At 69.0% G+C, this 14079-nt stretch carries 14 protein-coding genes; 8 read left to right on the top strand and 6 right to left on the bottom strand.

Translation table 11 applies throughout. From position 1 onward, the window contains the following. Window positions 1-1219 (top strand): efflux transporter outer membrane subunit (locus AC1RQF_RS30075; RefSeq protein WP_492873711.1); only part of this gene is annotated, 1219 nt, incomplete at its 5' end. Between the two features lie 69 nt (window positions 1220-1288). Continuing rightward, complete coding sequence (locus tag AC1RQF_RS30070; protein ID WP_492873710.1) at window positions 1289-1672, top strand: DUF4377 domain-containing protein; 384 nt, start codon at window positions 1289-1291, stop codon at window positions 1670-1672. A gap of 18 nt (window positions 1673-1690) precedes the next feature. On the opposite strand, the gene AC1RQF_RS30065 is transcribed toward AC1RQF_RS30070, so the two are convergent. Both AC1RQF_RS30065 and AC1RQF_RS30060 read right to left on the bottom strand, forming a co-directional pair. After that, window positions 1691-2038, bottom strand: coding sequence for a GFA family protein (locus AC1RQF_RS30065; protein ID WP_273999007.1), 348 nt, complete (start codon window positions 2036-2038; stop codon window positions 1691-1693). A gap of 105 nt (window positions 2039-2143) precedes the next feature. Then, window positions 2144-2821 (bottom strand): FadR/GntR family transcriptional regulator, encoded by a 678-nt coding sequence (locus AC1RQF_RS30060; protein WP_273999009.1) that lies wholly within the window; start codon window positions 2819-2821, stop codon window positions 2144-2146. Between the two features lie 141 nt (window positions 2822-2962). Here AC1RQF_RS30060 and dgoD point away from each other — a divergent pair, with 141 nt between their 5' ends. Continuing rightward, window positions 2963-4111, top strand: coding sequence for a galactonate dehydratase (dgoD, locus tag AC1RQF_RS30055; protein WP_273999011.1), 1149 nt, complete (start codon window positions 2963-2965; stop codon window positions 4109-4111). Window positions 4112-4153: 42 nt separating this feature from the next. Here the strand turns inward: dgoD and AC1RQF_RS30050 are convergent, their stop codons facing one another. After that, on the bottom strand, window positions 4154-5086 hold the full coding sequence (locus tag AC1RQF_RS30050) for a CopD family protein (RefSeq protein ID WP_492873707.1): 933 nt from the start codon (window positions 5084-5086) through the stop codon (window positions 4154-4156). Between the two features lie 395 nt (window positions 5087-5481). On the opposite strand from AC1RQF_RS30050, the gene AC1RQF_RS30045 reads away from it, so the two are divergent. The 3 genes from AC1RQF_RS30045 to AC1RQF_RS30035 all read left to right on the top strand — a co-directional run bounded on the left by AC1RQF_RS30045 (window position 5482) and on the right by AC1RQF_RS30035 (window position 9133). Continuing rightward, window positions 5482-6243: a c-type cytochrome gene (locus AC1RQF_RS30045; RefSeq protein ID WP_273999015.1), complete on the top strand. Its 762-nt coding sequence runs from the start codon at window positions 5482-5484 to the stop codon at window positions 6241-6243. Between the two features lie 19 nt (window positions 6244-6262). Beyond that, window positions 6263-7561: a c-type cytochrome gene (locus AC1RQF_RS30040; protein WP_273999017.1), complete on the top strand. Its 1299-nt coding sequence runs from the start codon at window positions 6263-6265 to the stop codon at window positions 7559-7561. Between the two features lie 126 nt (window positions 7562-7687). After that, on the top strand, window positions 7688-9133 hold the full coding sequence (locus tag AC1RQF_RS30035; RefSeq protein WP_492873704.1) for a DEAD/DEAH box helicase: 1446 nt from the start codon (window positions 7688-7690) through the stop codon (window positions 9131-9133). A gap of 33 nt (window positions 9134-9166) precedes the next feature. Here AC1RQF_RS30035 and AC1RQF_RS30030 read toward each other — a convergent pair whose 3' ends face one another. From AC1RQF_RS30030 to AC1RQF_RS30020, 3 genes are all read right to left on the bottom strand, one after another. Then, window positions 9167-9685: a hypothetical protein gene (locus AC1RQF_RS30030; protein ID WP_273999020.1), complete on the bottom strand. Its 519-nt coding sequence runs from the start codon at window positions 9683-9685 to the stop codon at window positions 9167-9169. 33 nt (window positions 9686-9718) lie between these two features. Beyond that, window positions 9719-10546: a ferritin-like domain-containing protein gene (locus tag AC1RQF_RS30025; RefSeq protein ID WP_273999022.1), complete on the bottom strand. Its 828-nt coding sequence runs from the start codon at window positions 10544-10546 to the stop codon at window positions 9719-9721. Window positions 10547-10821: 275 nt separating this feature from the next. Continuing rightward, window positions 10822-12462: a gamma-glutamyltransferase family protein gene (locus tag AC1RQF_RS30020; RefSeq protein WP_273999023.1), complete on the bottom strand. Its 1641-nt coding sequence runs from the start codon at window positions 12460-12462 to the stop codon at window positions 10822-10824. A 160-nt stretch (window positions 12463-12622) separates the two neighbouring features. On the opposite strand from AC1RQF_RS30020, the gene AC1RQF_RS30015 reads away from it, so the two are divergent. Then, window positions 12623-13468 (top strand): DeoR/GlpR family DNA-binding transcription regulator, encoded by an 846-nt coding sequence (locus AC1RQF_RS30015; protein WP_443111533.1) that lies wholly within the window; start codon window positions 12623-12625, stop codon window positions 13466-13468. Window positions 13469-13808: 340 nt separating this feature from the next. Beyond that, the gene (locus AC1RQF_RS30010; RefSeq protein WP_273999025.1) at window positions 13809-14006 is read left to right on the top strand and encodes a hypothetical protein; all 198 of its coding nucleotides are present in this window, start codon (window positions 13809-13811) and stop codon (window positions 14004-14006) included. The last annotated feature ends 73 nt before the right edge of the window (window positions 14007-14079 follow it).

Here is a 14079-nt window from a genome sequence, read left to right as displayed (position 1 = left end):
GGCCCTGCACGCCGCGCGGGCGCTCCGGCGCGAGGCGCGCGCGCAGCTCACGCAGCAGCGCGCGAACGCCCTGCCCAAGGTGTCGACGGATGCCGCCGCGCTGCGCACCCGCTCGCCCGACCTCGGCACGCTCGCGCTGCCCAGCAGCGCGCTGCCCGCCTCGCTCGGCGGCGGCGGACCGCTGCAGCTCTACACGGCGGGCTTCGATGCCAGTTGGGAGATCGACCTGTTCGGCGGCACCCGACGCGCGATCGAAGCCGCGTCCGCGCAGGCCGACGCGGTACAGGCCGATCTCGCCGACACCCAGGTGTCGCTCGCGGCCGAGGTCGCGAGCGCGTACATCGACCTGCGCGACCAGCAGCAGCGGCTCGCGCTGTCGCGCCGCTCGGCCGGGCTCCAGCAGCAGATGCTCGCGCTCACGCAACAGCGCCGCGCACGCGGCGTCGCCGACGACAGCGACATCGAACGACTCACCAGCCAGCTGGAAAACACGCGTGCGACGCTGATCCCGCTCGACGCCCAGATCACCGATTCGCTCGACCGGCTCGCGGTGCTGACCGGCCAGGCGCCCGGCGCGCTCGACGCCGCGCTCGGCGACGCGCGCGCGCTGCCCGCGCTGCCCGCCGAGGTCGCGATCGGCGACCCGACCGCGCTGCTGCAGCGGCGGCCCGACATCCGCGCGGCCGAGCGCCGGCTCGCGTCGAGCAACGCGCAGATCGGCGAACACGTCGCTGACTTCTTCCCGAAGCTCACGCTGCTCGGCGATCTCGGCTTCAGCGCGAGCGATCCCGGCCACCTGCTGCGCAAGCGCGATTTCAGCTGGCTCGGCGCGCCCTATCTGCAATGGAACGTGCTGGACTTCGGCCGCACGCTCGGCGCGGTGCACGCGGCCGAGGCGTCGCGCGACGAGGCGGACGCGCGCTACGTGAAAACCGTGCTGGCCGCGCTGCAGGATGCGAATTCCGCGCTGTCGCGCTACGGCCATCAGCGCGATCACGTCGACACGCTGCAGAAGGTGGCCGCCTCGGCGGACCATGCGGAAACACTGCTGCGCGCGCGCTACACGGCCGGCGTCTCGACCCTGATCGACCTGCTCGACACGCAGCGCGACGCGCTCGGCGCGCAACAGAACGTGATTGCCGGCCGCGCGGAATTGCTGAAGGATTTCGTGTCGCTGCAGAAGAGCCTGGGGCTCGGCTGGCAGGCGGCGCCCGCGTGACAACCCGCGCGCCGTTGAACCCGGCGGCCCCGGTCCGGTCCAAGCGCCTCTTTCTTGACGAGGAACAGCATGATCCCGACCTTTCGCACGCCGCTGCTGCTCGCGGCCGTCACGCTGGCCGGCGCGGCCGGTCTCGCCGGCTGCCAGACCAACGACGCGCCGGCGCCCGTCGCCGCGCAACGGCCGGCCGACGGCCAGGCGGTGACCCGCACCGTCTATGTCGCGCCGCAGAAGGCGCGCTGCGTCGGCGTCGCGCCGATGGAATGCCTGCAGGTGCGCAATACGCCGAACGAACCGTGGTCGCTCTGGTACGCGGGCATCGAGGGCTTCGATTTCCAGCCGGGCTTCCAGTACGTGCTCGAAATCAACGAATACAAGGTGCCGAATCCGCCCGCCGACGGCTCGTCGATCCACTGGGTGCTGAAGCGCGTCGTGCAGCGTCAGCCGGGCTGAACACGACCGGCCGCGCGCTCAGCGCGAGCGCCCGTCGTAGTGGCGAACCGGCACCGCGTCCACGTCGACGCCGTCCACGCAGCGCAGATTGATCGCCGCCATCGGCCGGCCCGTCGGATCGACGGCCTCGGCGAACGGATGGATCCCGCAGGTCGGACAGAAACGGTGCTGGATCACGTGCTGGTTGAACGTGTAGGCGCGCAGCGCATCCTGCGGCGTGAGCAGATGCAGCGCGTCGCGCGGCACGAACCACAGCAGCGCACCCTTGCGCGCGCAGATCGAGCAGTTGCACGCGAGCGCGCCGTCGATCTCGCCTTCCACCTCGAACTTCACGTTGCCGCAATGGCAACTGCCGGTATGCAGCATGTTCGTCTCCTGAATTGATCTGGAACCGCCGGCCGACCGCCTGCGCGCGCCGGACCCGCCAACGGTAGCGCCGGGCGTCGCGCGGCGCAAGCGGCCCCGTGCGCGTCAACCCTCGATGCGCGCGCGCGTGCCCGCCAGCAAAGCGGCCATCGCCGCCCGCGCGCGCGTCGCATCGCGCGCGACGATCGCGTCGTACACCGCCGTATGCTCCGCGAGCGACGCATTGAACACGTCGGCGCGCCGAGCGTTCACGCGCAATTGCGCCTCGAGCGTGCGGTCGATCAGCGCGCCGAGCGGCATCAGCAGCTCGTTGCCGCCCGCCGCCAGCACGCCCAGATGGAACTGCAGATCGGCGCGCACCCATTCGTCGACCTGATCGGCGGCCGCCATCGCCGCGTGCGCGGCGCCCAGCGCGGCCAGCGCATCGGCCGTGGCCGCGCGCGCCGCGAGCGCGGCGGCGTGGGGCTCGATCATCTCGCGCATCTCCTGGAGCTTCAGCGCGAACGCGAGTGGCGGCGCGACCTGCGCGTACCACGCGAGCAGATCCGCATCGAGCAGGTTCCAGGCCGCGCGCGGCCGCACCCGCGTGCCGACTTTCGGGCGCGACTCCAGCAGCCCCTTCGAGGTCAGCGTGCGCAGCGCCTCGCGCAAGACAGTCCGGCTCACGCCGTAGCACGCCATCAGGTCAGCCTCGCGCGGCAACGTCGCGTCGGGCGGGTAATCGCCGCGCAGGATCGTCGTGGCGAGCCGGTAGGCGGTTTGTCCATGCAGATCGCGTTGCATGACGGTTCTCCGGTTCGGGCAGCCGCCGGCGCGCGCCGGAAGACCACTATGTGCACATTAATACTATTAATACTACTTTTAAAACGACCGGTGTAGTATCGACGCATCGTTCCGATCGCACCCGACCAGGAGACTCCCGCGATGAAAATCACCCGCATCGAGACCTTCATCGTCCCGCCCCGCTGGCTGTTCCTGAAGATCGAGACCGACGCGGGGCTGGTCGGCTGGGGCGAGCCGATCGTCGAGGGTCGCGCGCACACGGTCGAAGCCGCCGTGCACGAGCTGGCCGACTACCTGATCGGCCAGGACCCGCTGCGCATCGAGGATCACTGGCAGGTGATGTACCGCGCCGGCTTCTATCGCGGCGGCCCGATCACCATGAGCGCGATCGCGGGCGTCGACCAGGCGCTGTGGGACATCAAGGGCAAGCATCACGACGCGCCCATCCACGCGCTGCTCGGCGGCCAGGTCCGCGACCGCATCAAGGTCTATTCGTGGATCGGCGGCGACCGTCCGCACGACGTCGCGGCCAACGCGCGCGCGGTGGTCGACCGCGGCTTCAAGGCGGTCAAGATGAACGGCTCGGAGGAACTGCAGATCGTCGACTCGTTCGACAAGGTCGAGCAGGTGATCGCGAACGTCGCGGCGGTGCGCGAGGCGGTCGGCCCGCACGTCGGCATCGGCGTCGATTTCCATGGCCGCGTGCACAAGCCGATGGCCAAGGTGCTCGCGAAGGAACTCGACCCGTACAAGCTGATGTTCATCGAGGAGCCGGTGCTGTCCGAGCACGCGGAGGCGCTGCGCGACATCGCGAGCCAGACCGGCACGCCGATCGCGCTGGGCGAGCGGCTCTACTCGCGCTGGGACTTCAAGCAGGTGCTCGCGGGCGGCTACGTCGACATCATCCAGCCCGACGCCTCGCACGCGGGCGGCATCACCGAGTGCCGCAAGATCGCCACCCTCGCGGAAGCCTACGACGTCGCGCTCGCGCTGCACTGCCCGCTCGGGCCGATCGCGCTGGCCGCGTGCCTGCAGCTCGACGCGGTCAGCTACAACGCCTTCATTCAGGAACAGAGCCTCGGCATCCACTACAACCAGGGCAACGACCTGCTCGACTACCTGCGCAACCCCGAGGTGTTCCGCTACGAGGATGGCTTCGTGGCGATCCCGCAGGGCCCGGGGCTCGGCATCGAGGTCAACGAGGACAAGGTTCGCGAGATGGCCCGCGTCGGCCACCGCTGGCGCAACCCCGTGTGGCGCCACGCGGACGGCAGCGTCGCCGAGTGGTGAACGGCGGAGCGCCGCCCGGCGGAGCGCCCCTCCCGTCGCGCATCAGCCCAGCGCCGCGAACCCCGGCACGCTGAACGACAGCACCGCCGCCGCGATGAACACGCCGATCATCGTCAGCGCCTCGAGGTGCAGTATGTTGCAGAAGGTGTGGGCGTCCTCGGTCGACGCGGTGCGCCGCAGGCGCGGCAGCGCGGCAGTGCGGTTCAGGCCGCCCAGCAGCACCGCGAGCGTGACGAGCGACAGCTTGAGCAGCAGGACGCGCCCCCAGGTGCTGCCGTCGAGCGGCGCGAGCGAGCCGCCGAGGCCGCGCACCACGTTCAGCGCACCCGTCGCCAGCACGAACCCGAACGCGACCAGGGACAGCCGCGACAGCGGCTGCGCGACGCGGATCAACGCGCCGCGCGCGATCGACGAGCCGAGCGCGGGCAGCACCGCCAGCCCGCCCGCGAGCACGAGGCCGCCCCAGACGGCGGTCGCGAGCAGGTGCAGCGCCTGCACGCCGGCCGCGGCCGAGAACGTGCCCGCGTCGGCCGCGTGGCCGAGCGAGGCCTTGCCCGCGGCGATCGCGATCACCGCGAACCACAGCAGCGCATAGGAGAGCGGGCTGTCCGGCCGCGCGAGCGCGACCGCCAGCAGCAGCAACGCGCCGCCCGCCGCGACGCCCCAGGCATGGCCGGTATGCGTCTGAATCAGCACCACGGGCAGCGCGTCGAGCGCGCCGCCGAGGCCCGCGCCGCTCATCGAGGCGGCCTGATAGACCAGCCAGCCGCAGTCGGCCAGCAGCAGCACCGCGGCCGCGACGACCAGCGAGCGCTGGGCGCGCAGCCAGGCCGGATGCGACGGCGCGATGCGCGGCCGCGCACCGTCCTTCGCGAGCCAGCCCTTCAGCAGCGCCGAGCCGACCGCCATCGCGAACGCGATGTCCATCAACGCGGCCAGCGCGACCTGACCGAACCACAGGCTGTCGAGCTTCATCGCGCACCGCCTTGCGCGACGGTGCAGGACGGGAGCGCGGCGGACCGGGAGGCGGAACTGTTGTTTTCGAGCAATTGCACGGCAAGAAGCGTCATCGGCTGGATCGGAAAAAGTAAACGAATGCCACGAAAAGGCCGCCGCAACGGCCTCGCGCGACCCGCGAGTGTACGGTCTTCGATGCCGGATGCGCAGCCGGGTTCACCGCCCGCGCATCATTTCAGCGTCAAATTGTCGCAATGGCGCGCATTGACGGAACCGCGTCGGCCGCGCCAAATAGCCGGGATTACCCATCGATGATAGAATGCCGCGGCGCAGCAGCCCTGCTGCCTGCCGTTTGCCGTTACCGCCGTCACGCCGGGCCGATCGAAGCCCGGTCAGGTCCCCGACGAATAACAATGGAGTCTCGTTTGTCTTCAAGACGCCTCTTCCGTCCGCTGCTCGCCGTTCTGTTGATCGGCGGAGCGGGCTTCCTGAGCACTGCGCAGGCGCAGACCAAGCCCACGGAGCAAGCCGCGGCCCAGGCGCCGCTCAAGGCGCCGGATACGATGGCCGAGCGTGTGCGCGGCTGTACGGCATGTCATGGCACCCAGGGCCAGGGCACCGATAACGATTACTTCCCGCGTCTCGCGGGCAAGCCGGCCGAGTACTTGTACAACCAGCTCGTCAATTTCCGTGACGGCCGCCGCAAGTACCCGCCGATGAACTATCTGCTGACGTACCTGAACGACGATTACCTGCACGAGATCGCGCGGCACTTCTCGGAACAGCGTCCGCCCTACCCGACGCCCGCGAAGCCGACGCTGCCGGCGGCGACCGTCGAGCGCGGCAAGCAGCTCGCGCTGCACGGCGATCCGGCGCGCAAGCTGCCCGCGTGCGTGGCCTGCCACGGCACCGCGCTGACCGGCATGCAGCCCGCGATCCCGGGTCTCGTCGGCCTGCACAGCGACTACCTGAGCGCGCAGATCGGCGCATGGCGGTCCGGCACGCGCCACGCGAAGGCGCCCGACTGCATGCACGAGATCGCCAGCAAGCTTTCCGACGAAGACGTGACCGCCGTGACGGCGTGGCTCGCCGCCCAACCGGCGCCCGCCAACCCCGTACCCGCCCCGGCCCGTTCGATGAAGACTCCGCTCGCCTGCGGCAGCGAACCGCAATAAGGCTCGGGAGACAGATTAAATGAAACGCAAGTCCCTGTTTGCACTCTCGGCTGTCGTGATCGTCGCGGCAGCAGCGCTCGTGCCGGTGTTCTGGCCCGGCAGCGACACGCTGCACGGCGCAGCGGCCGTCGCCGCGACGCCGGCCGACCAGGCCGCGCTCATCAAGAAGGGCGAATACCTCGCGCGCGTCGGCGACTGTATCGCCTGCCACACGGTGCGCGGCGGCAAGCCCTTCGCGGGCGGCCTGCCGATGGCGACGCCGTTCGGCACGATGTACACCCCGAACATCACGCCGGACGACAAGTACGGCATCGGCAAGTGGACCTCCGACGATTTCTATCGCGCGATGCACACCGGCCGCTCGAAGGACGGCAGCCTGCTGTACCCGGGCTTCCCGTTCGCGAGCTACACGAAGGTCACGCGCGCCGATTCGGATGCGATCTACGCGTACATGCGCTCGGTCGCGCCGGTCAACGTGGCGAGCCGTCCGCATGAGTTGAAGTTCCCGTTCAACAACCGCAACCTGCTGATCGGCTGGCGCACGCTGTTCTTCAAGGAAGGCGAGTACAAGCCGGATCCGACCAAGTCGGTCGAATGGAACCGAGGCGCCTATCTCGTCGAAGGTCTCGGCCACTGCAGCATGTGCCACACCTCGATCAACATGATGGGCGGCCCGGTGAGTTCGGCGGCCTTCGCGGGTGGCCTGATCCCGCTGCAGAACTGGTATGCGCCGTCGCTCACGAACGACAAGGAACTGGGCCTCGGTGACTGGCACGTGCAGGAGCTGTCCGACCTGCTGCAGGCCGGCGTGTCGAACAAGGGCGCGGTGTTCGGCCCGATGGCCGACGTGGTCCACAACAGCTTGCAGTACATGAGCGACGAGGACACGCGGGCGATGTCGACCTACCTGAAGTCGATTCCGCAGAAGGCCGAGGCGCCGAAGAACATGCAGTACGAGCCGTCGAAGCAATTCGGCGGCGAGCTGCTCGAGCAAGGCAAGAAGATCTACGCGGACAACTGCGCGACCTGCCACGGCGCTTCGGGCCAGGGCAAGCCGCCGGCCTACCCGCCGCTCGCGCAGAACCACTCGATCATGATGGAATCGGCGGTCAACCCGATCCGCATGGTGCTCAACGGCGGCTACCCGCCGAGCACGTTCAAGAATCCGCGCCCGTACGGCATGCCGCCGTTTGCGCAATCGCTGTCGAATCAGGAAGTCGCGGCGGTCGTTACGTACATCCGCTCGTCGTGGGGCAACAACGGTTCGCCGATCTCGCCGCAGCAGGTGAGTGATCTGCGTTCCGCGCCACTCGACTAAGTATCGAATGACGCAAACGGGGCGCGGCTGCGGGAAACCGCGGCCGCGCCCTTTTGTCTTTTGGCGATGTCCTCCCGCGCCGGCCGCGCGGCGACCTCGCCCCTCCCTATAAAGTAAGAGTCGCTCATGTCTTTCGCTTCCCTCGGCCTCGCCGAACCGCTGGTGCGGGCCGTCAACGAACTCGGTTATACCGAGCCGACCCCGATCCAAACCCAGGCCATCCCCGCCGTACTCGGCGGCGGCGACCTGCTCGCCGGCGCGCAGACCGGCACCGGCAAGACCGCCGGCTTCACGCTGCCGATCCTGCAGCGCCTGCACACCTTCTATGCGTCCCATCCGGGCGCGAAGCGCACGGTGCGCGCGCTGATTCTCACGCCGACGCGCGAACTCGCCGCCCAGGTCGAGGAAAGCGTGCGCGCGTACAGCAAGTACGTGAAGCTGCGCTCGGCCGTGATGTTCGGCGGCGTCAGCATCAATCCGCAGATCGATGCGCTCCGGCGCGGCGTCGACATCGTCGTCGCGACGCCCGGCCGCCTGCTCGACCACATGCAGCAGAAGACCATCGATCTCTCGCAGCTCGACATCCTGGTGCTCGACGAGGCCGACCGGATGCTCGACATGGGCTTCATCCACGACATCAAGCGCGTGCTCGCGAAGCTGCCGCCGAAGCGCCAGAACCTGCTGTTCTCCGCAACCTTCTCCGATGAGATCAAGGCGCTCGCCGACAGCCTGCTCGACAACCCCGCGCTGATCGAGGTCGCTCGCCGCAACACCACCGCCGAAAAGATCGCGCAGAAGATCCACCCGGTCGACCGCGACCGCAAGCGCGAGCTGCTGACCCACCTGATCCGCGAACACAACTGGTTCCAGGTGCTCGTGTTCACCCGCACCAAGCACGGCGCGAACCGGCTCGCGGAACAGCTGGCGAAGGACGGCATCAGCGCGCTCGCGATCCACGGCAACAAGAGCCAGTCGGCGCGCACGCGCGCGCTGTCGGAATTCAAGAGCAATACGCTGCAGGTGCTGGTCGCGACCGACATCGCCGCGCGCGGAATCGACATCGACCAGTTGCCGCACGTCGTCAACTTCGACCTGCCGAACGTGCCCGAGGACTACGTGCACCGGATCGGCCGCACCGGCCGCGCGGGCGCGAACGGCGAGGCGGTGTCGCTCGTCTGCGTCGACGAGAAGCAATTGCTGCGCGACATCGAGCGGCTCATCAAGCGCGAGATTCCGCAGGAAGTGATCTCGGGCTTCGAGCCCGATCCGAACGCGAAGCCGGAGCCGATCCAGCGTCGCGGCCAGGGTCAAGGTCAAGGTCAGGGTCAGGGTCAGCGCGGCGGCAACGCCGGCGGCGGCCAACGTTCGCCGCGCGCGGGCGGGCCCGCGCCGGCGCAGGCCGCGCCGCGCCGCAGCGAAGGCGGTCAGGCGAAGCAGGCCAAACAGCCCGCCAAGCCGCGCGCGCCGCAAGGCGGCGGCGGCAACGGCGGCCGACCGGCGGCCGGCACGGGCGGCGGCGGCGCGCACGCGAACCGCAGCCGTTCGTCGCGCAGCGGCCAACGCGGCCACTGAACCCCACGCCCCGGCTCCGCCCGGGGCGTGTCGCTATGCGGGGGCCGCGTTCGCGAGCGCCGTCAGCTGCGCGACCTGGCGCGCCCAGCGCGCCAGCACCGCATCGGCGGCCTCGCCCAGTTCGAACGTGATGCCCGTCGCCAGCCGCGCGTAACCGACCCGCTGCGCCTCCGCGCCCGCCAGCGTCGCGCGAAAAACCGCGAGACCGTCCGGCGTCGCGCCGGCGGGCTCGACCGACAACTGCGCCTGATGAAACGCGCCGTCCCACACGAAGCTCAGCGTCGCCGCGCGCCGCTGCGGCAACGCGCGCGCGCCGCGCGATTGCGGCCATAGCGCGAAGTACAGCGTGCGGGCGTCGGGCGCGTACAGCTCGCCCGCGCTGAGCAGCGTGGTGCGGATCTGCGGCAGGCCGTCCAGTTCGTCGGCCACCAGCAGCGACGCGGTGAAGCCGGCCTTGGCGGCAAGCCGCGCACCGTCGAACAGCGCGGCGACGGCGGACGGCCAGGCGTCGTAATGCACGCGCTCGAGCGCGGCGCGGTCGGTGTCGGTCACGGAGGAATCCTCGCGGAGCAGGGCGCGCCGCGCTCAACGGAAGAGCACATGCTGGGTCAGCTTGGCAAGCGGGTAATGGACCCCCGGCTGGATCCGCGCGGGCAGGTCGAGCGGCTTGAGCAACATCTTCACGCACATGTCGGCGGACAGGTTGCGACGCACCAGCGCATTGACGCGCGCCGCGCGCTCGCGGTTGTAGACGGCGTCGCCGACGCGCTCCGGATAGCGGGTCGCGAACACGTGCCGCAGCGCGATCTCCGAATCCTCGTTCTTGATCTCCATCACACGACGCAGCAACGCGCCCAGCACCGCGAGCCGGCCGTTGCCCTCGATCCGGTTGTACTTCTTGAAATATTTGAAGAAGTGCTTGTAATGACGCACCTCGTCGGTCCGGATGTAGTCGGTGATCTGCTTGAGCACGGGCTCGTCGGAACACTCGTTGATCGCGCGGTAGAGCGTCGCGGTGCCGGTCTCGACGACGCAGCGCGCGACCATCTCGAGCGCACGCGTCTTCTCGAACGCCTCGACCGAACAGGTTTTCGAATATTCGTCAAAGAAGCTGGCGAACGCGCGATCCCAGTCGAACTCGGGCCACACGTGCGCGATATACGCCTTCAGCGCGCGGCCGTGCTGCAGTTCCTCGTGTTCCCAATGCGTGTTGAGCCATTCGGATACTTCCGGATCGTCGCCGAAGAACTGACTCAGGTTGCTGGTGTAAAGATCGGACCCGCTCTCGATGAACGAGGCCGCGCACAGCAACAGCAGCAGATCCTCGTTCGCCGCCGCGCGCTGGCGGTCGATCCTCGTCAAGTCGATATCTTCGATACGCCAGGGCATGACATGCGTCGCTTCAGCCTGCATGGTGGGCTCCCTAGCGCCGTATCCGGCAGGACCCCGGCCGGGCACGAAGGTGCGCGGTTGGCGATCTTGTCGAATGCGGCACTTTGAAATCGGTTAGTCGATAGGTCCGGGCATCTTAGCCGGACTTTCATGCTCGTGCCTTCAAACACTGACCGTCCAGGGTAGACGCGGTTCCACCGGAGCGCTTACCCAATATTAGACAAGTCATTCCAAAGCCGCCCCAATAAAAAAGGCGGCCCGTGGGCCGCCCGCCGGGCGCGATGCGCGGCGCCCGTTCAAAACCCGGCCGCGAGCCCGTCGCGGCGGCTGTCGCTCGCCGCCACGTAGCCGCGCTCGGGCTCGTCGCGATCGAGTCGCCAGATGAACTGGCCGGAACCGAAATCCATGTAAGGATCGTCAACCGACTTGATCGCATGGCCGCGCGCCGTCAGCTCGGCGACCACCGCCGGATCGAGCGTCGACTCGACGTCGAGCGTGAAATCGCGGTTGACCTTCCAGCGCGGCGCATCGCACGCGGCCTGCGGCTGCTGGCCGTAGCCGAGCATCCGCACGATGGTCTGCAGGTGGCCCTGCGGCTGCATGTCGCCGCCCATCACGCCGAAGCTCATCACCGCCTCCCGCCGCCCCGCCGCCTGCTCCGTGACGAAGCCCGGGATGATGGTGTGGAACGGCCGCTTGCCGCCCGCCACCACGTTCGGCGACGCCGGATCCATCGAGAACCCGCAGCCGCGGTTCTGCAGCGCGATGCCCGTGCCCGGCACCACGAGCCCGGAACCGAAGCCCATGTAGTTCGATTGAATGAAGCTGACCATCATGCCGCGCTCGTCGGCGGCGCTCAGGTAGATGGTGCCGCCCGCGCGCGGCATGCCGAAGCTGAAATGGGTCGCGCGCCTCGGATCGATCAACTTCGCGCGCGCGTCGAGGTAGGCGTCGTCGAGCATCTGTTCCGGCGTGACGTCCATCGCGCGCGGCTCGGCGACATAGCGGTACACGTCGGCGAACGCGAGCTTCATCGCCTCGATCTGGATGTGCTGCGCATCGGCCGAGTCGAGCGGCAGGCCGTCGAGATCGAAACGCTCCATGATGCCCAGCGCGATCAACGCGGCGATCCCCTGCCCGTTCGGCGGAATCTCGTGCACCGTGCGGCCGCGATAGTCCTTGCCGATCGGCTCGACCCATTCGGCCCGGTAGCCGCGCAGATCCTCGGCCGTCAGCGCACCGCCGCCGTCGCGCGCGAAGCCCGCGATCGCCTCTGCGAGGCTGCCCTCGTAGAACGCGCGCGCGCCTTCGCGCGCGAGCGTGCGCAACGTGCGCGCATGGCCCGGGAAACACACCCGCTCGCTGACCTCGGGCGCGCGCCCGCGCGGCATGAAGGTGTCGGCGAAGCCCGGCAGCGCGTGCAGCTCGGGCACGGCCGCCGCCCATTTGTGCGCGACGATCGCCGCGACCGCGTGGCCGCGCTCGGCCACCTCGATCGCGGGTTCGAGCAGATCCGCGAACGGCAGCGAGCCGAACTTCGCGTGCAGCGCCTCCCAACCCGCGATCACGCCCGGCACGGTCACCGTGTCCCAGCCGCGCTTCGGCTGCCGCGCGAGGCCGTCGCCCGCGTCGCCGTGGCGGCGGCGGAAGTAGTCGGGGTTCCACGCGGCCGGCGCGACGCCCGAGGCGTTGAGCCCATGCAGCCGCGCGCCATCCCAGACCAGCGCGAATGCATCGCCGCCGAGGCCGCACGACACCGGCTCGACCACCGTGATCATCGCCGCGGCCGCGAGCGCCGCGTCGACCGCATTGCCGCCCTTCCACAGCATCCGCAGGCCGGCCTGCGCCGCGAGCGGATGGGAGGTCGACACCAGGTTGCGCGCGAACACGGGCACGCGCGTCGTCGGATACGGGTTCTGCCAGGCAAAGCGGGTCATGTCAGCACTCTCGGGTCGATACGGGAAAGGCGGGCCGCGCCGCGCGGCCGCAACCCGCCATTGCAACGTGAAAGGCGGATTCGATCAAATTCATTTATCACATGAATCCATTCATTCAAATCATGAATAGGACGGGTACGCGCGCGCACGGCGCGCCGGAATGTTCGTTCGAACACCCTTACAATACCGCGTACCCACCGTCCTCCGAACGACTCGCACGCATCCCATGACCCGAGACCCCCGCATCAGCCTCAACGCGCGCCAGCAGGAACTGCTCGATTGGGTGCAGCGCGACGGTTTCGTGACCGTCGACGATCTCGCCGCGCATTTCGCCGTGACGCCGCAGACGATCCGCCGCGACGTCAACTGGCTCGCCGACCTGAACCTGCTGCGCCGCTACCACGGCGGCGCGAGCCTGCCGACCAGCTCGGAAAACGTGTCGTACACGGCGCGCCAGCGGATGTTCCACGACGAGAAGCGCCGCATCGCCGCGCTCGCCGCGTCGCACATCCCCGACCAGGCGTCGCTGTTCATCAATCTCGGCACCACGACCGAGGAGGTCGCGCGCGCGCTGAACCGCCACCACGGGCTGCGCGTGGTCACCAACAACCTGAACGTCGCGGCGATGATGAGCGGCTATCCGGAGTGCGAGGTGCTGATCACGGGCGGCATCGTGCGCCCGTGGGACAAGGGGATCGTCGGGGAGCTGGCGATCGACTTCATCCGCCAGTTCAAGGTCGACTACGCGATCATCGGCACCTCGGCGATCGAGACCGACGGCACGCTGCGCGACTTCGACACGCGCGAGGTGCGGGTGGCCGAGGCGATCATGGAGCATGCGCGCACCGTCTACCTCGTCACCGACCATTCGAAGTTCGGCCGCCCGGCGCTGGTGCGCCAGGGCCACCTGAGCCAGATCCATGCGCTGTTCACCGACAAGCCGCTGCCAGCGGAGATGAGCGAGACCGTCGCCGCGGCCGGCACCCAGGTGTTCGTGGCGGAATGAACAGCCGGAGACCCGGGGCCCGGCGATCCGACGACCGATAACCGACCGCCTTCGCGCTGTTGCGTCGCAACCCAAACCTCAAGTCAAATCAAGAAGTTGCCACGCAAGCGCACCCGCTCGGACGCGCCAAACCTGTCAATCGGAAAATTTTCGGGGCGGGATTTGGAGAAGTCCCGGCGATTGACTAGACTCCCAATCCCGGCGCGGCTGTCCGCGCAATGCGGGTAGCCGGTGATGACCGTGCCGGCGGTAGCGGCTTTTCCCCCCACGCCTTCCCTCGCTGGGTGACGCGTACCGGGCCTCCCGATACGTGGGCAGTACGGTTGTCATGGAGAGAACGATGCTCAGTCCGCATGAATTTGCCACGCTATTGCTTGTGAAGGACGCCCCCGACCAAGCCGACATGGAACGCGACGAACTTGACGCCCTGCTCGAACGTCAGCTCGTCAAGCTCGAGGCGCTGGGCTCGGGCCGCAAATACTGCGTCACCGAAAGCGGCGACGCCGCCCTCAGATCGATCAAGCACCGCTTCTCGTGAAGCGGGCCCGCCCGCCCGCGGCCTGACGGGCATCCGGCGGCGCGCCACGCGCGCCGCGTTGCCTGCCGTCTCT

The sequence above is a fragment of the Burkholderia sp. GW821-FHT14F03 genome (assembly GCF_058803765.1).
This window is presented reverse-complemented; position numbering and strand designations above follow the sequence as displayed.